Origin of the sequence: Streptomyces diastaticus subsp. diastaticus, from assembly GCF_011170125.1 — a bacterium.
Lineage (GTDB): Bacteria > Actinomycetota > Actinomycetes > Streptomycetales > Streptomycetaceae > Streptomyces > Streptomyces diastaticus.
The window spans coordinates 1,941,809-1,960,051 of sequence record NZ_BLLN01000003.1 but is presented as its reverse complement, the minus strand read 5'-3'; the positions used below and the strand labels follow the sequence as shown (position 1 = coordinate 1,960,051).

16 protein-coding genes are annotated in these 18,243 nt (G+C 73.4%); 2 read left to right on the top strand and 14 right to left on the bottom strand.

Annotated features, from left to right (window positions below; translation table 11 throughout):
* Nucleotides 1-234: 234 nt before the first annotated feature.
* From Sdia_RS16610 to Sdia_RS16585, 6 genes are all read right to left on the bottom strand, one after another.
* Nucleotides 235-1,011 carry an SDR family NAD(P)-dependent oxidoreductase gene (locus Sdia_RS16610; protein WP_100457109.1) on the bottom strand — a complete coding sequence of 259 codons (777 nt, stop codon included), beginning with the start codon at nucleotides 1,009-1,011 and terminating at the stop codon, nucleotides 235-237.
* 13 nt (nucleotides 1,012-1,024) lie between these two features.
* The gene (locus tag Sdia_RS16605; protein WP_100457108.1) at nucleotides 1,025-1,678 is read right to left on the bottom strand and encodes a PaaI family thioesterase; all 654 of its coding nucleotides are present in this window, start codon (nucleotides 1,676-1,678) and stop codon (nucleotides 1,025-1,027) included.
* Nucleotides 1,675-2,568 carry a MaoC/PaaZ C-terminal domain-containing protein gene (locus tag Sdia_RS16600; protein WP_100457107.1) on the bottom strand — a complete coding sequence of 298 codons (894 nt, stop codon included), beginning with the start codon at nucleotides 2,566-2,568 and terminating at the stop codon, nucleotides 1,675-1,677. The genes Sdia_RS16605 and Sdia_RS16600 overlap by 4 nt, the downstream gene beginning before the upstream one ends.
* 2 nt (nucleotides 2,569-2,570) lie before the next feature.
* Entirely contained in the window at nucleotides 2,571-4,766 is a 2,196-nt protein-coding gene (locus Sdia_RS16595; RefSeq protein ID WP_100457106.1) for an acyl-CoA dehydrogenase family protein, read from the bottom strand.
* A gap of 9 nt (nucleotides 4,767-4,775) precedes the next feature.
* Nucleotides 4,776-5,936, bottom strand: coding sequence for a steroid 3-ketoacyl-CoA thiolase (locus Sdia_RS16590; RefSeq protein WP_189500202.1), 1,161 nt, complete (start codon nucleotides 5,934-5,936; stop codon nucleotides 4,776-4,778).
* 280 nt (nucleotides 5,937-6,216) lie between these two features.
* Nucleotides 6,217-6,963 (bottom strand): SDR family NAD(P)-dependent oxidoreductase, encoded by a 747-nt coding sequence (locus Sdia_RS16585; RefSeq protein ID WP_100457104.1) that lies wholly within the window; start codon nucleotides 6,961-6,963, stop codon nucleotides 6,217-6,219.
* Nucleotides 6,964-7,195: 232 nt separating this feature from the next.
* On the opposite strand from Sdia_RS16585, the gene Sdia_RS16580 reads away from it, so the two are divergent.
* Together Sdia_RS16580 and Sdia_RS16575 are read left to right on the top strand one after the other, a co-directional pair.
* Nucleotides 7,196-8,350 (top strand): 3-ketosteroid-9-alpha-monooxygenase, oxygenase component, encoded by a 1,155-nt coding sequence (locus tag Sdia_RS16580; protein WP_100457103.1) that lies wholly within the window; start codon nucleotides 7,196-7,198, stop codon nucleotides 8,348-8,350.
* Nucleotides 8,350-8,670, top strand: coding sequence for a ferredoxin (locus tag Sdia_RS16575; RefSeq protein ID WP_181844133.1), 321 nt, complete (start codon nucleotides 8,350-8,352; stop codon nucleotides 8,668-8,670). The genes Sdia_RS16580 and Sdia_RS16575 overlap by 1 nt, the downstream gene beginning before the upstream one ends.
* A gap of 110 nt (nucleotides 8,671-8,780) precedes the next feature.
* Here Sdia_RS16575 and Sdia_RS16570 read toward each other — a convergent pair whose 3' ends face one another.
* The 8 genes from Sdia_RS16570 to Sdia_RS16535 are packed head-to-tail and all read right to left on the bottom strand — an operon-like array spanning nucleotide 8,781 to nucleotide 18,102.
* Nucleotides 8,781-10,295, bottom strand: coding sequence for an FAD-dependent oxidoreductase (locus Sdia_RS16570; RefSeq protein ID WP_189500201.1), 1,515 nt, complete (start codon nucleotides 10,293-10,295; stop codon nucleotides 8,781-8,783).
* Nucleotides 10,292-11,224, bottom strand: a complete 933-nt coding sequence (locus Sdia_RS16565; protein WP_115069639.1) for a VOC family protein — start codon at nucleotides 11,222-11,224, stop codon at nucleotides 10,292-10,294. Before Sdia_RS16565 ends, Sdia_RS16570 begins: the two co-directional genes overlap by 4 nt.
* Nucleotides 11,225-11,243: 19 nt before the next feature.
* Nucleotides 11,244-12,428 carry an acyl-CoA dehydrogenase family protein gene (locus tag Sdia_RS16560; RefSeq protein ID WP_115069640.1) on the bottom strand — a complete coding sequence of 395 codons (1,185 nt, stop codon included), beginning with the start codon at nucleotides 12,426-12,428 and terminating at the stop codon, nucleotides 11,244-11,246.
* Between the two features lie 8 nt (nucleotides 12,429-12,436).
* Complete coding sequence (dmpG, locus tag Sdia_RS16555; RefSeq protein ID WP_100457100.1) at nucleotides 12,437-13,489, bottom strand: 4-hydroxy-2-oxovalerate aldolase; 1,053 nt, start codon at nucleotides 13,487-13,489, stop codon at nucleotides 12,437-12,439.
* Nucleotides 13,490-13,517: 28 nt separating this feature from the next.
* Complete coding sequence (locus tag Sdia_RS16550; protein WP_207205743.1) at nucleotides 13,518-14,441, bottom strand: acetaldehyde dehydrogenase (acetylating); 924 nt, start codon at nucleotides 14,439-14,441, stop codon at nucleotides 13,518-13,520.
* 54 nt (nucleotides 14,442-14,495) lie between these two features.
* Complete coding sequence (locus Sdia_RS16545) at nucleotides 14,496-15,533, bottom strand: ferredoxin--NADP reductase (RefSeq protein WP_189500199.1); 1,038 nt, start codon at nucleotides 15,531-15,533, stop codon at nucleotides 14,496-14,498.
* Complete coding sequence (locus Sdia_RS16540; protein ID WP_124288350.1) at nucleotides 15,530-17,224, bottom strand: FAD-binding protein; 1,695 nt, start codon at nucleotides 17,222-17,224, stop codon at nucleotides 15,530-15,532. The genes Sdia_RS16545 and Sdia_RS16540 overlap by 4 nt, the downstream gene beginning before the upstream one ends.
* Nucleotides 17,221-18,102 (bottom strand): alpha/beta fold hydrolase, encoded by an 882-nt coding sequence (locus Sdia_RS16535; RefSeq protein ID WP_229831193.1) that lies wholly within the window; start codon nucleotides 18,100-18,102, stop codon nucleotides 17,221-17,223. Before Sdia_RS16535 ends, Sdia_RS16540 begins: the two co-directional genes overlap by 4 nt.
* Nucleotides 18,103-18,243 lie beyond the last annotated feature (141 nt).

The window sequence follows — 18,243 nt, the reverse complement described above, 5'->3', positions numbered from 1 at the left end:
CGGCACGTCACCCGCGCGGTCCGCCACCCTGAGCAGAGCGCGACCCGCAAGCGGCGCGGGCCGCCGGGGTGGTGGCGTGCCGCCCGCAAGCGGCAGGCCCGCCTTGAGCCGCACGCCGCCCGCGAGCGGCAGGCCCACGGTGAGCGCCCGCCCGTGAGCAGCGCGCCCCGTGGGCGACAGCCACCGCGGGCCGCGCCCCGACGGGCCCCGCGCCCCGGCCGCGGGCGGCGGCGGTCAGCCGAAGTTGGCCTGGCCGCCGTCCAGCGGCACCGTGGCGCCCGTCAGGTAGCGGGCGTCCGGGCCGCACAGCATCACCACGGCCCGCCCGATGTCCTCCTCGCAGTCGCCGACGTAGCCCAGCGGGATGGTCGCGGAGAACTCGGCGGCCTCCTCCGGGTGGGTGTCCTGCCACTTGGCGTAGGCGGGCGACACGGCGTGCGGGGCGATGGCGTTGACGCGGATGCCGTCGCGGCCCCACTCGTCGGCCGCGGCCCTGGTGAGGGTGCGCAGGGCGGTCTTCGCCGACGCGTAGGCCCCGTAGGTGCTCAGGTCCCAGCGGACCATGGCCGAGGTGACCAGGTTGATGATCACTCCGCCGTTCCGTCTCAGGTACGGGTGGGCGGCGTTCATGAAGGCGAACGCCGCGAACGGCCCGCTCTCGAAGCCTTCGCGGAACTGGGCGTCGGACAGCGTCAGCAGAGGGCCGTAGGAGCCGGTGTAGGCGTTGTTCACCAGGATGTCGATGCCGCCGAAGCGTGCGGCGACAGCCTCCACCGTGCCGGGGACGCGCTCCGTGTCCCGCACGTCGAGGACGAACGGCTCCGCCTCCGCTCCCCTGGCGCGCAGCAGCTCGCAGGTCGCCTCCAGTCTGGCCGCGGTGCGCCCGAGCACGGCGACGCGGACGCCTTCGGAGGCCAGCGCGAGAGCGATACCCCGGCCCACTCCCTGACCGGCGCCGCTGACGGCCGCCACCTTGCCCTCGAGCGGGCGTACGGAGCGGTGCTCGTTCACGTCCTCTCCTCTCTCAGCTCGGTCGCGGCAGTTGCTTGTGGATGAACAGGCCCTCCGCGGTGACGACGGGCCGGCCGCCGGCCGAGATCTCGCCGACGGCGCGGATTCGCGGACCCTCGACCGAGACCTGCCGTCCGGTGACGGTCAGCGGCTCGAACAGCGGGGTGGGCCGCAGGTAGCGCAAGGTCAGCTCCGCGGTCATCCCGGCGGACCCCGCCCAGTGGTTGGCCACGCCCAGGGTGTGGTCGAGGAGCAGCGCCGAGATGCCTCCGTGCACGTGGCCCGGGGGTCCCTGGTAGGGCAGGTCGAGGGTGACGACGCCCGCGACGGAGCCGTCGTCCCTGCCGCGCAGGGTGAGCGGCGGCGCCACCGCGTTCTCCGGGCCGGTGACGGGGTCGTGGCGGGTGACGCCCTCGCCGCGCCACATGTCGGCGAGGCGTTCCGGGACGGCGGGGGCGTTCTCGGTGAGCCGGTCGGTGACGGCGTCGATCTCCTTGGCGACCGCGGCCATGTCGGCACCGGTCCCGTCACCGCTGCGCAGCAGCGCGGTGACCAGGCGGCGGGCGGCGCGGACCGCGGCGTCCACGCCGTCCTGGCGGGGTTCGGCCACGAGGCGGGGGCCGGTGGTTCCGCCCGTGGGCTGTTCGGTGGTGGCGTCCTCGGTCATGAGCGGACCGTCGCCGTCGCGTGGGTGAGCACGGGCGCGCCGTCGCGGTCGGGGCAGGCCGCGTGCAGCAGGAGCCGCTCGGTGCCCTCGTCCGCCGGTGCCGCGTCGCGCCACACGGACGTCGTGATCGACTCGCCGGGTACGAGCGGTCCCGCGAAGCGCACCGTGAGGCCGGTGAGGCGGGTGACGTCGCCGTCGAGCACACCGTCGACCAGGGCCTTGGCGAGCAGGCCGTAGGAGGCGAGGCCGTGCAGGACGGGCTGCTCGAAGCCGGCCGAGCGGGCGAAGGCCGGGTCGGCGTGGAGGGGGTTGAGGTCGCCGTTGAGCCGGTACCACAGGGCCTGCTGGGGTGTGGTGGCGGTGGTGAGCACGGCGTCGGCGGCCCGGTCCGGCGCCCGCCACCGCTCCTCGGGGCCGGGTTCTCCGCCGAAGCCGCCCTCGCCGCGCACCCAGATGCCGGTGGTCGTGGTCCACAGGGGCTCGCCGTCGGGGCCGGTGGCGGCGGACTCCAGCACGACGAGCGCGGCCTTGCCCTTGTCCCACACCTCGGCGACGCGGGAGCGCAGGGTCGCGGTGCCCGCCGCGGGCAGCGGCCGGTGCACCGTGAGGCCCTGGCCGGCGTGGAGCACGGCGCGCAGGTCGACGTCGATGCCGGGCATCTCGACGCCCGGCGCCGGAGCCTGCCCCGCGGAGATGCCGGTGCCGGCCACCAGGGCGAAGGTGGGCAGGACCGTGAGGCCCTTCTCGTAGGTCAGGTGCAGTTCCGGGTCGGTGGCCGCGGCGGCACCGGCGCCCAGGCTCAGGTGGTACAGGAGGACGTCACGCGTGGTCCAGCCGATCTCGCGGACGCCAGGGTCCGCGTTCAGCGCCTTGTCGCGGTCGATGGGCATGATCAGCCTTTCCGGGGGGTGGGCTCGGGGTCGCGGGGCAGGCCAAGGAGGCGCTCGCCGATGATGTTCAGCTGGACCTCGGTGGTGCCGCCCGCGATGGACATGCAGCGGGAGTTGAGGAACATCCACATGGTGTCCTGGTGCGGGCCCTCGCCGGTGAGCGCGGCGGTGCCCTCCCAGTCCGCGCAGGTCTCCCAGACCCGCTGCTGGTGTTCGACACCGAGGAGTTTGGCGATGGACGCCTCCGCTCCGGGCTGCTGTCCGGAGACGGTGCGCAAGGTGGTGCGCAGACCGAGCAGGGCACCGGACTGGGCGTCGCAGACGTGGCCGCCGAGGGTGGTCAGGCGTTCGTCGTCCGGGCCGTGGGAGGCGGCGGCCATCTCCAGCAGGGTCTCGGCGCCGGAGCCGACCGAGTCGGTGGACAGGGCGACACGTTCGTTGGCGAGGGTGGTACGGGCGAGCTTCCAGCCGGCACCGGGCTCTCCGACGAGCAGGTCGTCGGGGACGAACACGTCGTCGAGGAAGACCTCGTTGAACTCGGCGTCCCCGGTGATCTGCCGCAACGGCCGGATGTCCAGACCCGGGCTGGTCATGTCCAGAAGGAAGTAGGAGATGCCCTGGTGCTTGGGCACATCGGTGTCGGTGCGGGCGAGCAGCACGCCCCAGTGGGCGTCGCGGGCCATGGACGTCCACACCTTCTGGCCGGTGATGCGCCAGCCGCCGTCCACCTTCTCGGCGCGGGTGGTGAGGGCGGCGAGGTCGGAGCCGGCGCCGGGTTCGCTGAAGAGCTGGCACCAGCGGAGGTCGCCGCGCAGGCTCGGGGCGAGGAACCGCTCGCGCTGGGCGTCGTCGCCGTGGGCGATGATCGTGGGCACCACCCAGCCGCCGATGACCATGTCGACGGGGGTGAGGCGGGCGGCTCGCAGCTCCTCGGCGATGACGAGCTGGGTCACCGGGTCGGCGCCCTTGCCCCAGGGGGCGGGCAGGTGCGGGGCGGTGTAGCCGCGGTCGGCGAGGTGGATGCGGCGCTCGGCGCCGTCCAGGGCGGCGGCGGTGCGCAGTTCGGCGCGGATCGACTCGCGTACGGTCTCGGCCTCGGGCGGCAGCTCGACGCCGAGAGTGCGGCGGCTGCCGTCCAGGGCGAGGCGGGCGACGCGGCGGCGCCAGGCGGCGGTGGGACCGAGGGTGGAGCGCAGGGTCTGGGCGCGGCGCAGCGCGAGGTGCGCGTCGTGCTCCCAGGTGAAGCCGATGCCGCCGAGCACCTGGATGCAGTCCTTGGCGGTGACGAACGCGGCCTCGACGGAGACGGCACCGGCGACGGCGGCGGCCAGTGCCGCCTCCTCGGGGCCGGCGTCGCCGGGTTCGCCCGCCCGGGCCGCGTCCCAGGCGCAGGCGCGGGCCTGCTCGGCGTGTGCGAGCATGCGGGCGCAGCGGTGCTTGACGCCCTGGAACTGTCCGACGGGGCGCCCGAACTGCTCCCGCACCCGGGCGTAGCCGGCGGCGGTGGTCACACAGCGGTCGGCGATGCCGGAGGCCTCGGCGGCGAACAGGGTCGCGGCGAGGTCCCGGGGACGCTCGGGGGCGAGGTCGAGGAGGTCGGCGGCCGGTACGGGCACCGAACGCGCGGTCACCCGGGACGAGCGGCGGGTCAGGTCGTGGCTGCGCAGGTCGGTGGTGTCCACGGCGGCGCGGGGCAGCGCGACCCAGGTGGTGCGGCCCCCGTCGGCGGCGGGCAGCACGAACACGTCGGCGAGGTGGCCGCCGACGACGAGTTCGGAGGTGCCGGTGAGCGTGGCCGTGCCGTCGGCGGCGCGGGTCAGGGCGAGGGTGCCGGGGGCGAGCCCGAGGGCGCCGACGGAGGCGCCGGCGGCGAGCGCGGCGAGGTGGGTGCGGTGTCCGCCCGCGTGCAGTACGGCGGAGGCGAGCGTCGTCGGCAGGAAGGGGCCGGGCGCCATGGCCCGCCCGAGTTCCTCGGTGACGACGGCGAGTTCGACGAGGCCGTATCCGGCGCCGCCCGCCTCCTCCGGCAGATGGAGGCCGAGCAGCCCCTGCTCGGCCAGCCCGCCGAAGTACTCGGGGAGGGTCTCCTTGCCGGCGTCGGCCGCCGCGCGGAGGACGTCCTCGGTGATGTGCCTGGTCGCGAAGGCGCGTACGGCGTCGCGCAGGTCGCGGTGCTCCTGGGTGAGCCCGATGGTCATGACGGCTCCTCAGACGCGTTCGATGATGGTGGCGGTGGCGTGCGCCCCGCCGGCGCACATGGTGATCAGCGCGGTGGACCGGCCGGTGCGCTCGAGTTCGTGCAGGGCCTGGGTGATCAGCCGGGCTCCGGTGGAGCCGACGGCGTGGCCGAGGGCGATGGCGCCGCCGTTGACGTTGACCTTGTCCATGTCGGCCTTGTGGACCTGGGCCCAGGACAGGACGACGGAGGCGAAGGCCTCGTTGATCTCGACGAGGTCGATGTCGTCGAGCGTCATGCCGGCCCGCCGCAGGACGCGTTCGGTGGCGAGCACCGGCCCGTCCAGGTGGTAGTAGGCGTCGGAGCCGACCATGGTGGAGGCCACGATCCGGGCGCGTGGGCGCAGCCCCTCGCGGGCGGCGCGCTCCCGGCTCATCAGCAGGACGGCGGCGGCGCCGTCGCTGATCTGGGAGCTGTTGCCCGCGGTGTGGATGCCGTCGGGCAGGACCGCCTTGAGGGCGGCCAGCGCCTCGGGCGTGGTGTCGCGCAGGCCCTGGTCGCGGGTGACGTGAGCGCTCTCGCCGGTGGGGCCCTCGGGGCCGATGACCGGGGCGTCGACGCCGATGATCTGGGTGTCGAAGCGGCCCTCCGCCCACGCCTTGGCGGCCTTGTCCTGGGAGGCGAGGCCGAGGGCGTCGGCGTCGCCCCGGGTGATGCCCCGGTGCCGGGCGATGCGCTCGGCGGCGGTGAACTGGTCCGGCATGTCCAGGGACCAGTTCTCCGGCACCGGGACGCCGGTGTCAGGGGTGAGCGCCTTGCCGAGGAAGACCCGGGTCATCGACTCGACGCCGCAGCCGATGCCGGTCTCCATCGCGCCGGAGGCGATGAGCCCGGCGACCAGGTGCACGGCCTGCTGGGAGGATCCGCAGGCGCAGTCGATGGTCGTGCAGGCGGTGCCCTGGGGGAGCCCGGTGTGCAGCCAGGCGTTGCGGGTGACGTTGTTGGACTGTTCACCGGCCTGGGTGACGCAGCCCCCGATGACCTGATCGACGGTGTCGGGGGAGATTCCGGCCCGCTCCACGAGGCCCTTCTGGGCGATCCCGAGGAGCTCCGCCGGGTGGAGCCCGGACAGGGCGCCGCGGCGCCGGCCGACCGGTGTCCGCGCGGCTTCGACGATGACGGCCTCGGTCATGGCTCTCCGTAAGGGGTAGGGGGCGGGCCCCGGTCTGGGCGGTCGGTCGGCCGGCCGGTCGTCCTGGGGACGGCGGGCCGGCTGCTACGGGATGAAAACTAGAATTCGTTCTCGAAATGAGCAAGGTCCAGTCCCGCTCAGTGGCCGGGCCCCCGGGTGGCCCGGAGCGGCCGGGCGGAGTCGGCACCGGCCGGTACAGGACGGGGCAGGCGGGGAGCCCCGCAGTCCACCGGGATCATCGGGTGCCGGGGGGCGCCGGCTTCCCGCTCGGCGCGCGCCGTCAGATGTGCGAACCCCCGTCCACCCGCAGCTCTGCCCCGGTGAGGTGGCCCGCGTCGTGGGACGCCGCGAAGGCGATCACCCCGGCGATCTGCTCGGGGCGGGCGGTACCGAAGGGGGCGTGGATACGCCGGTAGTAGGAGGCGTCCAGGTCGGGCGGGAGTACGTGCGGTCCGACCAGCGGGGTGGCGACCGAGCCCGGCGAGACGGGCACGACGCGGATGCCCCGGTGGGCGACTTCGGCGGCCAGGGACAGCGAGAAGCCGAGGACGGCGCCCTTGGAGGCGGCGTAGGCGGTCATGTACGGGTTGCCGTGCGACGCGGCCGACGAGGCGACGTTGACGACGACGCCGGTGCCGTCCGGCAGCAGGGGCAGCGCCTCCCGGCAGAACAGCGCGGTGCCGACGGCGTTGACCGAGAAGAGCTGGTGCAGGTCGTCGACGGTCAGCCGGTCGATCGGCGTGGTGCGGTGGACGCCGGCCACGTTCACGAGAACGTCGATGCCGCCGGACTCGTCCGCCGCCGCCCGCACCGCGGCCACGACCGCGTCCTCGTCGGCGACGTCCGCGACCCGGGTCGCGATCCTGCCGGGCCCCGCGGCCTCGGCGGCCGTCCTCGCCAGGCCCTCGCCCGACAGGTCCACGGCGAACACGGCGGCGCCCTCCGCCACCAGGCGCAGCGCGGTGGCCCGCCCGATGCCGGAGCCCGCCCCGGTGAGCAGGACCTTCGTATCCTCGAAGCGGTTCATCACGGCTCCTCGTCGCCGCCTTGTGGTCGCGGCGTGTGCCGACGGGCGGAGCGGCGGACTGTACGCCGCTCCACCCGTCGGCGGGGGGGCGGGTCCCACCGAGCGGGACCGGCACCTCGCGCGCCCCGGGAAGCGCCGGTACCGGTCAGTGGGACTGGCCGCCGTGCGCGGTCGAGTCCCCGCCTACCGTCCGGAACGTGGAGACCACGCGTCCTGAGGGGATGAGAGCAACGTGAGTGCAGTCGAGTCAGCGCACGACGACGTCAGGGCCATCGAGGCGGCCGCGGCACCGACCCGGTTCGCGCGCGGCTGGCACTGCCTGGGCCTCGCCGAGAGGTACAAGGACGGCAAGCCGCACTCGGTGCGGGCCTTCGGCCAGAAGCTCGTGGTGTTCCAGGCGGGCGACGGCACGCTCAACGTCCTGGACGCCCACTGCCGGCACATGGGCGGCGACCTGTCCCAGGGCACGGTCAAAGGCGACCAGGTGGCCTGTCCCTTCCACGACTGGCGGTGGGGCGGCGACGGCCGCTGCAAGCAGATCCCGTACTCCAAGCGGGTCCCGCTGCGGGCCCGTACAGCGGCCTGGCCGACCCTGGACCAGGACGGCATGCTGTTCGTCTGGAACGACCCGGAGGGCAACCCCCCGCCCCCGGACGTGATCATCCCCCGCATCGAGGGCGCCACGAGCGAGGAGTGGACCGACTGGCACTGGTACGAAACGGTGGTCGACACCAACTGCCGTGAAGTCGTCGACAACATCGTGGACATGGCGCACTTCTTCTACGTCCACCACTCCTTCCCGACGTACTTCGAGAACGTCTTCGAGGGGCACGTCGCCACCCAGCACATGCGCGGCACCGGCCGGCCCGACGCCCGCCCGCGGACCGGCCGGTCCGAGACCATCGGAAACGACTCGGTGGCCTCCTACCACGGCCCGTCCTTCATGATCGACGACCTCACCTATCTCTACGAGAACGGCGAGGACACCAAGTCCGTGCTGATCAACTGCCACTACCCGGTGGACGAGAACCGTTTCGTGCTGCAGTACGGCATCATCGTCAAGCGCTCGGACTCGCTGACGGGCGAGGAGGCCACCCAGCTCGCGGCGGGTATGGGCCAGTTCATCAAGCTCGGCTTCGAGCAGGACATCGAGATCTGGAAGAACAAGACCCGCGTCGACAACCCGCTGCTGTGCGAGGAGGACGGCCCGGTCTACCAGCTCCGCCGCTGGTACGAGCAGTTCTACGTCGATGTCGCCGACGTGACGCCGGAGATGACCGACCGCTTCGAGTTCGAGCTGGACACCACCCGCCCCGTCGAGGCCTGGCAGCGGGAGGTCGACGCGAACCTGGCGCGCAAGGCCGCCGCCGAGAGCCGGCCCGTCTGATGCGCCCCGGCCACCGGATCGACAACCGGTTCGACACCCGGCGCGCCGACGGCGTCCCGATGCGGCCGCTGGCCTGCGAGCGGTGCGCGGCCGAGGTGCTGGTGCGCAAGAGCAGTCGGCAGCAGACGAGCGTGCAGTGGAACGCGCGGGCCACGGCGGCCTGCGCGGAGCGGGAGGCGGCGGGCCGGACCGGCGTGGCCTTCGAGGGCTGCCGGTCGCTGCGCGACACGATCCGCGAGGCCGCGGTGGCCGGGAGGATCGAGATCGTGGACGAGAGGTCCGCCACCGCCGCCCACCAGGAACCGGGACACCGTGGCTGACCCCGCGGCGCTCCGCCCGGACACGTCCCGCGGCCCGGCGGGCACAGGGGCGGGGCCGGGTACGCGCACCCGCGCGCGCCCGGCCCCGCCGCGTTCCGCGGACGGTCCCGTCAGGAGGCGGACCCTCCGGACGAAGGATGCGTCCGGCCCTCCGCCGCGGCAGCAGCCCCCGCCCGACGGCCGAAGAACGTGCCGTCGCCGAGCGACGTACCGCTGACGTATCCCTCGCCGTGGATGCCGGACGCCGCCCGCCCCGCGGCGAACAGGCCGGCCAGGACGGCACCGGACACGTCGAGCACGGCACCGTCCACGGTGGTGCGCAGCCCGCCCAGGGTGAACCCGGCGGCTCCCGTCCCCGCCCCCGCGCCCGGCCGGCCGCCCTGGCGGAAGCCGGCCCTCGGGTCGACGGCCGCGAACGGCCCCTTCAGCGGACGCAGCCACCGGGCGTCCTTGTGGAAGTACGGGTCCTGCCCGCGCGCCGCGTACGTGTTGTAGGCACCGACGGTCGACTCCAGCGCGCCCGGCGGCATGCCGAGCTCGCCCTCCAGCTCGCCCAGGGTCTCCGACACGAACCGGGGGACGACACCCCAGCGTTCGCGCTCGGGCACCGACTCGTAGCCCTCCTCGTCGACGATCACCCAGTACGGCGCGGGCTGGGTCAGTACGGCGGCCGTGCTCAACAGGCCCGGGTACACGTCCTCGTTGACGAAGCGCTGCCCGTGGGCGTTGACCACCACGCCGCGGACCGCCAGGCCCGGCAGCACGGTCAGGGCCAGTTCGACGACACCCATCCGCCGGGTCGCGGCGCCGAGCGCGGCGGCCATCCGGATCCCGCTGCCGTCGTCGAGCCCGTCGCTGACCCTGCCGTGGGCGAGGAGCTGCGGGGCGTGGTCGGCGAGCATCTCCTCGTTGTCGGCGAATCCGCCGGTGGTGAGCACCACCCCCTTGCGCGCCCGGTACGCCAGGTCCTCGCCGTGCCGGCGGGCGGTGACGCCGACGACACGGTCGTCGTCGTCCACGATCAGGGCCGTGACCAGGGTGTCGGCGTGCGTCACCGCGCCCGCCGCCCCGGCGGCGGCGACCAGCTTCTCCATCACGAGCCAGCCGCCGAACGCCTCGGTGGCGCAGCGGTGGCCTCGCGGCGCGGGCCGGGCGATCTCGTTGTACGGCCAGGCGTTCTCACCCAGCCACATCAGGCCGTCCCGGGTGGTCGGCATCCAGGTCGGCGCGTCCCACAGGGTCGGCTCGAAGGTGAGTCCGCGGTCCACGAACCACTGGAAGTGGGCGACACTCTCCTCGCAGTACAGCCGCAGCTTCTCGTCGTCGGTGTGCGGTCCGAGCGCGGCCTGGAGGTAACCGAACATCTCGTCGGGACCGTCCTCGAAACCGCAGGCCTTCTGCACCTCGGTTCCGCCTCCCAGATACAGCTCGCCGCCCGACAGGGCGGAGGAGCCGCCGGGGCCGCCCGCGCGTTCCAGGACCAGCACGTCGGCGCCGGCCGACGCGGCCTCGAACGCGGCGGCGGCGCCCGCGCAGCCGAAACCGACGATCAGCACGTCGGTCTCGGCCGCGTAGCGGGCGACGGCCCCGGACCGGACGGGCGTCACCGGCCGGGCCTGGCTCACCGGTCCGTCCCGGCCGGCGAGGTGAAGGCGGCCAGTGGCTCGGAGCCGGACCAGTCGTGGCCCCAGTAGCTGTCGGCGGTGATCTCCTCGGCGGTGTAGTGGGTCTCGTCGACCCGCATGCCCTCGCAGCCGTACTCGATGTCCCAGCCGCCCGGGGCACGCACGTAGAAGGAGACCATCTTGTCGTTGGTGTGCCGGCCCAGCGTGGAGGAGATCGAGAAGCCTGCCCCTCGCACGTTGTCGAGGGCGCGGCCGACGGCGTCCAGGGTGTCCACCTCGACCATGAGGTGGACCACCCCGGGGTCCGAGTGGTGCGGGGCCGGGGCGACGGCGAGGCTGTGGTGCCGTTCGTTGACGCCCATGAAGCGCAGTCGGCGCGCGGGGCCGCCGGACGACCGGCCGCCGAGCCGCATGGCGCCGCGCGGCAGGAAGCCGAGGACCTCGGTGTAGAAGGCGACCGTGTCGTCCATGGCGGTGGTGGGCAGCACGACGTGCCCCATCCCCTGACCGCCGGTGACGAACCGCTGCCCGAGGCCGGTCAGTACGGGGCTGTGGTCGAGGACCGGCGCGAAGAACACCTCGACGGGGACGCCCGCCGGGTCCTCGAAGGTGACGCCCGCCTCCACCCCCCGGTCGTCGGCCTCCTCCCGGCTGAGCGTCTGCACGGCCGTGCCGTACGCCTCGACGGCGCGTCCGACGGCGGCCAGCGCGAACTGGTCCCGCACCTCCCAGCCGACCGACAGCACACGGTCGCTGTCGCCGGGCAGGACGACGAGCCGCGCCCGGCGCTCGTCCATGCGCAGGTACAGGCCGTCCGGGTCCGGTCCGGTGCCCTCGGCGAACCCGAGCGCGTCCACGGCGAGTTCGCGCCAGCGGTCGATGTCCCGGGTCTGGACCCGGAGGTAGCCGAGTCCTCGGATCTGAGTCATGTCTGGTCCTCTCTGGTGGTCAGATCATCGAGCGCATCGGGCCCGTCGGCGGCTCCACGCCGATCTCCGTCAGCGCGGAGGCGTGGAAGACCGGCCCCGGCACGTGGATGGCGTGCGCGAGGCCCATGTGCACGTCGCGCCAGAAGCGCTGGATCGGGTTGTCGAGCCGCATGGCGTTGCCGCCGGAGCGGGCCACGATCTCGTCCACCGCTCGGGCGGCGCGCCAGGCGGCGGCGGCCTGGACTCGCCGGCCGACAGCCCTGCGCTCGAAGGAGACCTCCTGCCCGGCGGCGACCATGTCGTAGACCTCGGAGACGTTCTGCAACAGCGCGGCACGCGAGGCGGCGATCTCCGCCGCCGCGTCGCCGACCGCGTACATGACGTACGGGTCGTCCCGCACGGCCTGGCCGGTGATCTGCACACGGCCGCGCTGGTGGGCGAGGTGGTGGGCGAGGGCTCCCTCGCACATGCCGATGAGGGCGGCGGTGATGCCGAGGGGGAAGGCGGCGGAGAACGGCAGCCGGTAGGCGGGGTTCGTCAGTCCCGCCTCCGCGGCCAGGGAGCCGTCCACCACCTTGTGGTACTCGATGACCCGGTAGCCGGGGACGAAGGCGTCCCTGACGACGATGTCCTTGCTGCCGGTGCCGCGCAGGCCGACGACGTCCCAGGAGTCCTCGACGATCTCGTAGTCGGCGCGCGGCAGGATGACGTGCACGGACCGCGGGGGGCTCAGACGTTCGCCGTCGGCGTCGGCGAGGAAGCCACCGAGGAAGATCCATTCGCAGTGGTCGGTGCCGGAGGAGAACTGCCAGTGCCCGTTGAAGACGTAGCCGCCGTCGACCGGGCGCAGCAGCCCCATCGGCGCGTAGGGGGAGGCGATCCAGGTGTCCTGGTCCTCGCCCCAGACCTCGTCCTGGACCCTCGGGTCGGCCATCGCCATCTCCCACGGGTGCACGCCGACGACGCCGGCCACCCAGCCGGCGGCGCCGTCGCAGGCGGCGATCCGCATGACGGTCTCGGCGAACTCGCGCGGGTGCAGTTCCAGGCCGCCGTACTTCTTGGGCTGGAGCATCCGGATCGCGCCGACGTCCCGCAGGATCTCGGCGGCCCGGTCGTCGAGCCGGCCGAGCGCCTCGTTGGCGGGTCCGAGGGCGCTGAGTTCACCGGCGCGGGCCTCGACGGCCTCGAGTACGGGATTGGTCATGGCTGTGCTCACTTCCCGGGAGAGGTCGGTGCGGTGGTACGGTCCCTCTCGGCGAGGCCGACCGCGATCTCGATGAGCTGGTCCTCCTGGCCGCCGACGAGCTTGCGGCGTCCCGCCTCCAGCAGGATCTCGGCGCCGGACACCCCGTACTTTCCGGCCTGGCGGGCGGCGTGCTTCAGGAAGCTGGAGTAGACGCCGGCGTAGCCCATCGTCAGGGACATGCGGTCGAGCAGGCACTCGCCGTCCATGACGGGCCGTACGACGTCCTCGGCGGCGTCGACGATCTTCAGTACGTCGATGCCGGTGCGGATGCCGAGGCGTTCGGCGACGGCGGCGAACCCCTCGACGGGGGTGTTGCCGGCGCCCGCGCCGAAGCGGCGGGTGGAGCCGTCGATCTGGGTGGCTCCGGCGCGCACGGCGAGGACCGAGTTGGCGACGCCGAGACCGAGGTTCTCGTGGCCGTGGAAGCCGACCTGGGCGTCGTCACCGAGTTCGGCGACCAAGGCGGCGACGCGGTCCCCGGTGTCCTCCATGACGAGGGCCCCGGCGGAGTCGACGACGTACACGCACTGGCAGCCGGCGTCGGCCATGACGCGGGCCTGGCGGGCCAGTGCCCCGGGCGGGCTGCTGTGCGACATCATCAGGAACCCGACGGTCTCCAGGCCCAGGTCGCGGGCGAGCCCGAAGTGCTGGACGGAGATGTCGGCCTCGGTGCAGTGGGTGGCGATCCGGCAGACCGAGGCGCCGTTGTCGGCCGCCTCGCGGATGTCGTCCTGGAGGCCGAGGCCGGGCAGCATCAGGAAGGCGATCTTCGCGCGCCGCGCGGTCCTCACGGCGGCCTTGATGAGTTCCTGCTCGGGGGTGTGGCTGAAGCCGTAGTTGAACGAGGACCCCCCGAGGCCGTCGCCGTGGGTGACCTCGATGACGGGGACGCCCGCGTCGTCGAGGGCGGCCACGACGGAGGTGACGTGGTCGACGGTGAACTGGTGCTGCTTGGCGTGCGACCCGTCCCTGAGGGACGAGTCGGTGACGCGGATGTCCAGGTCGCTGCTGTAGGGCATGGTTCGGGTACTCCTCGGTGAGCGGGTCTCAGGCGCCGGCACGGCGGGCGGTGATCCGCTGGGCGAAGCCCTCGCCGACCTTGGTGGCGGCGGCGGTCATGATGTCGAGGTTTCCGGAGTACGGGGGCAGGAAGTCGCCCGCGCCCTCCACCTCGATGAACACCGCCACGCGGGCGAGTCCGCCGCTGACCGGGGTCGGCTCGTCGAACTGCGGTTCGGTGCGCAGCCGGTAGCCGGGCACGTAGGAGGCGACCCTGGCGACGGTCTCGTGGATGGAGGCGCTGACGGCGGCGTGGTCGGCCTCGGCGGGGATCGCGCAGAAGACGGTGTCCTGCATGAGCATCGGCGGTTCGGCCGGGTTGAGGATGATGATGGCCTTGCCCCGGGCGGCGCCGCCGATGGTCTCGACGCCGCGGCTGGTGGTGAGGGTGAACTCGTCGATGTTGGCGCGGGTGCCGGGCCCGGCGGAGGGCGAGGCGACGCTGGCGACGATCTCCGCGTAGGGCACGTCGGTGACCCGGGAGACGGCGTGCACGATCGGGATGGTCGCCTGCCCGCCGCAGGTGATGAGGGAGACGTTCGGCGCGTCGAGGTGGTCGCCGAGGTTCACGGCGGGTACCACGGCGGGGCCGATCGCGGCCGGGGTCAGATCGATCGCCTGGATGCCGAGTCCGGCGTACTTCGGCGCGTTGGCCCGGTGCACGTGGGCGGAGGTGGCCTCGAAGACCAGGTCCGGCCGTTCGGAGCCGGCCAGCAGGGCGTCCACACCGTCGTCGCCGATGTGCAGGCCGTGGTCGGCGGCCCGTTCGAGGCCGGGGCTCCGCGCGTCGACGCCGATCATCCAGCGCGGCTCGATGGTCCCGGAGCGCAGCAGCTTGTACATCAGGTCGGTGCCGATGTTGCCGGAACCGACGATCGCGGCGGTCGCCTTGGTCACTGTTTCGAACCTCATCCGAGTCGGGGGAGTCCAGAGAAGAGAGGGGTGAACGAGAAGACGGTCGGCCGGTCAGCCGTCGTAGGTGACCTTCAGCCGCTCGCTGACCGGGTGGGCCTGGCAGGCGAGGACCAGCCCGTCGGCCAGGTCCTGGGCGTCGAGGACCTCGTTGCGCTCCATGACGACCTCGCCCTCCACGAGGACACAGGCGCAGGCGCTGCACGCGCCCTCACGGCAGGAGTAGGGGGCGTCGAGCCCGGCGGCGAGGAGCACGTCGAGCAGGGGCTTGCCGCGCGGCCAGTCGACGGTGCGGCTGACACCGTCCAGCTCCACCTCGGCGGTGCTGACCGGCCCGTCGGCGTCCGGCTCCGAGTCGCTGCCGGGGTGGGCGAAGGGGTCGCCGGTCAGGGAGGTGAACCGCTCGACCGTGATCCGGCCGGGCGGCACCCCCAGGTCGGCGAGGGCCCCCGTGGCGAGGTCCATGAAGGGGCCGGGACCGCACACGAAGGCCGGACGGCCGGCGTACGGTCCGGCGAGGGCCCGCAGTCCGGCCGCGGTGGGCCGGCCCTGGAGGGACTCCAGCCAGTGCAGGACGGTCAGCCGGCCGTCGTACTCCCGTGCCAGCTCGGCCAGTTCCTCCCGGAAGATGACGGACTGCTCGTCGCGGTTGGCGTAGACCAGGGCGACCTTGCCGGTTCCCGCGTGCAGGGCCGAGGTGAGGATCGACATGACGGGAGTGACGCCGCTGCCCGCAGCGAGCAGCAGGAAGTCGCCGTCGAGGGTTTCCGGGGTGAAGGAGCCCGCGGGACGCAGCACCTGGAGGGTGTCGCCCTCGGTGACGTGGTCGCAGATCCAGTGGGACGCGTAGCCACCCGCCGTGCGCTTGACGGTGACCTTCATCGCCTCGTCACGGACCGGGGAGCTGCACAGGGAGTAGCAGCGCGCGACACCGCCGTCCCGCTGGGAAGGAACCCGCAGGGTGAGGAACTGCCCCGGCCGGTAGGCGAACGCGGCGCGGTCCTCCTCCGCGGGTTCCAGGATCAGGGAGTGCGCGTCGGCCGTCTCCCTGATCACCTTGACGACGCGGACGGTCAGCGGTCCGGGGCTCATGGCGCACCTCCGGCGGTCCCGGCCCCGGTGCGGGCGGCTGCCGCGTGCCGGGCGGCGATGTGGCCGAACACCATGGCCGGGCCGATGGTGGCGCCGGGTCCCGCGTACTCGTTGCCCATCACGGCCGCCGAGGCGTTTCCCGTGGCGTACAGCCCGGCGATGGCGGTGCCGTCCTCGCGCAGGACGCGGCTGTGCTCGTCGCAGACCAGGCCGCCCTTGGTGCCGAGGTCTCCGACCTCGATGCGCACGGCGTAGTAGGGGGCCTTGTCGATCACGTCGAGGTTGGGGTTCTTGAGGGTGGGGTCACCGTAGTAGCGGTCGTAGGCGCTGTCGCCCCGGCCGAAGTCGGTGTCCTTGCCGGTGCGGGCGAAGCCGTTGAACCGCTCCACCGTCTCGGCCAGCGTGTCCGCCGGCAGGCCGATCCGCTCCGCGAGGGCGCCGATGCTGTCCGCGCGGTGCACGATGCCCTGCTCGTAGAACGCCTTGTGGAACGGCGCACCGGGCAGCACCTGGGCGAAGGGGTAGCGTGCGCGGGCCTTGGCGTCCATCACGAACCAGGCGGGGACGTGGCCGCCGGCCAGTTGGTCGTGGACGAAGTTCACGTACGGCGACGACTCGTTGGTGAAGCGCCGGCCGTCGCCGGAGACGATCACCGACGGCGGGATGCAGCGCTCGGAGACCAGGGGGACGGTCGCGCCGGCGGGGTGGTGCACGGACGGCATCCACCAGGCGTCGTCCATGAAGCCGAGGGCGGCACCGAGAGCCTGTCCGGCGAGGATGCCGTCGCCGACGTTCTCGACCGCGCCGGCGCTGTGGTCGTCCCGGCCGCCTTCGGGGAGGTACTTCTCGCGCATCCGCGGGTTGTGGTCGAACCCGCCGGTCGCGAGGAGGACGCCGTGCCGGGCGCCGACGCGTACGGTGCGGCCCTCGCGGCTGACGAGGACACCGGTGACCTTGCCCGCCTCGTCGACGACGAGTTCGGTCATCGGGCTGCGCAGCCACAGCGGCACGCCGGCGTCCTTGAGCGCCATGCGCAGGCGGGCGACCAGGGCGCGCCCGCCGGTGGCCATGTGGCGGCGGCGCACGACGTTGGAGGAGACCCGCCAGGCGGCCACGACCGAGGCCCGGCGCCCGCGCCAGGTCCGCTTGACCATGGCGAGGTCGTGGTAGTCCTTCGAGGTGACCCAGAGGCCGAGGGGGCCCTTGAGGCTGTTGGGCCGCTGGTACTTCTCGTCCTCGCCGAGCTTGCGGGTGTCGAAGGGCTTCGCCTCGACCGACCGGCCCTGCCGGCGTCCGCCCTCGTACTCGGGGTGGTAGTCGGCGTACCCCTTGACCCAGGAGAACCGCATCCAGCGGCTCTTCTCGAGCAGTTCCATGGTGGCGGGCCCCTGGTCGACGAAGGCGTCGAGCCGGGCGGCGGGCACGCGTCCCTCGGTGAGCAGGTCCAGGTAGGCGCGGATCGACTCGCGGCTGTCGTCGTGGCCCTCGGCGCGCAGGGTGGGGTTGTTGGGGATCCAGATGCCGCCGCCGGAGATGCCGGTCGTGCCGCCGTACATCTTCCCCTTCTCGACCAGGACGGTGCTCAGGCCGCTGTCGGCCGCGGTCAGCGCGGCGGCCATGCCGCCACCGCCGCTGCCGACCACGACGAAGTCGAACTCCTCGTCCCAGCCCTGCTGGGCGGGGGCGCTCACGCCGGGTCCTGGCGGGTCGTGTCCTGGCGGGTCAGGAAGGCGAGGACCGCGCTCTCCCAGGCGGCCTTCTGCTCGATCATCACCCAGTGCCCGCAGTCGGGGAAGACATGGAGTTCGGCGTCCGGGATGGTGCGCATCGGCAGGAGGGCCATGTCCACGGGGCTGACGCGGTCGTCGCGGCCCCAGGTGAGCAGCGTCTTGGCCTTCAGCCGGTGCAGCAGCGCCCAGTACGGGGGCTCGTCGGAATCGGCCGCGGCGGCGGTCCGGGCGGCGAAGGCCTCGCTGCCGTACATCAGCCGGGCGCCGGCGAGGGTCGCCGGGTCGGTGGCCTGCGCCCATCGTTCCTCGATCAGCTCCTCGGTGACCAGCGCCGGGTCGTACACCATCGAGTTCAGCCAGCGCACCAGGCCCTCGCGGGAGGGCGCGTCGGTGAACTCGGTGAGCAGCTTGATGCCCTCGCCGGGCCCGGGGCTGAACACGTTGCGGCCGATGCCGCCGATCGTCACCAGGCGGCGCACCCGGTCGGGGTGGCGGAGCGCGAAGCGGGTGCCGATGATGCCGCCCATGGAGTTGCCGACGACGTCGACCTGCGTCAGGCCGAGGCCGTCCAGGAACCGGGTCACGGCGGAGGCCGCGGTCGCCATGGGGTGGCCGCCGGCGGGGTCACTGACGCCGAACCCGGGGAACTCCAGGACGAGGCAGCGGAAGTGGGCGGCGAACGTGCCCAGGTTGTCGCGGTAGTTGCGCCAGCCGGTGACGCCGGGACCCGAACCGTGCAGCATCAGCAGGGGCGGACCGTCTCCGGCCTCGTGATAACGCAGGACGCCCTTGTCTGTGGGGAGTTCGCGCAGTGTGGAGTCGTGGCTCAGCTCCGTCATCATCCCTGCCCTCGGTTGACCTTTGTGGTCGGTGCTCCTGGCGGCCCGTGGCCGGTGCTCTGTGGCCCGCGGCCCTGGCGTGGCCGGTGGCCGGGCCTTCGGCGGTCGGCGGCTTCCGGGCGGCCGCCGGCCGGGGCGTTG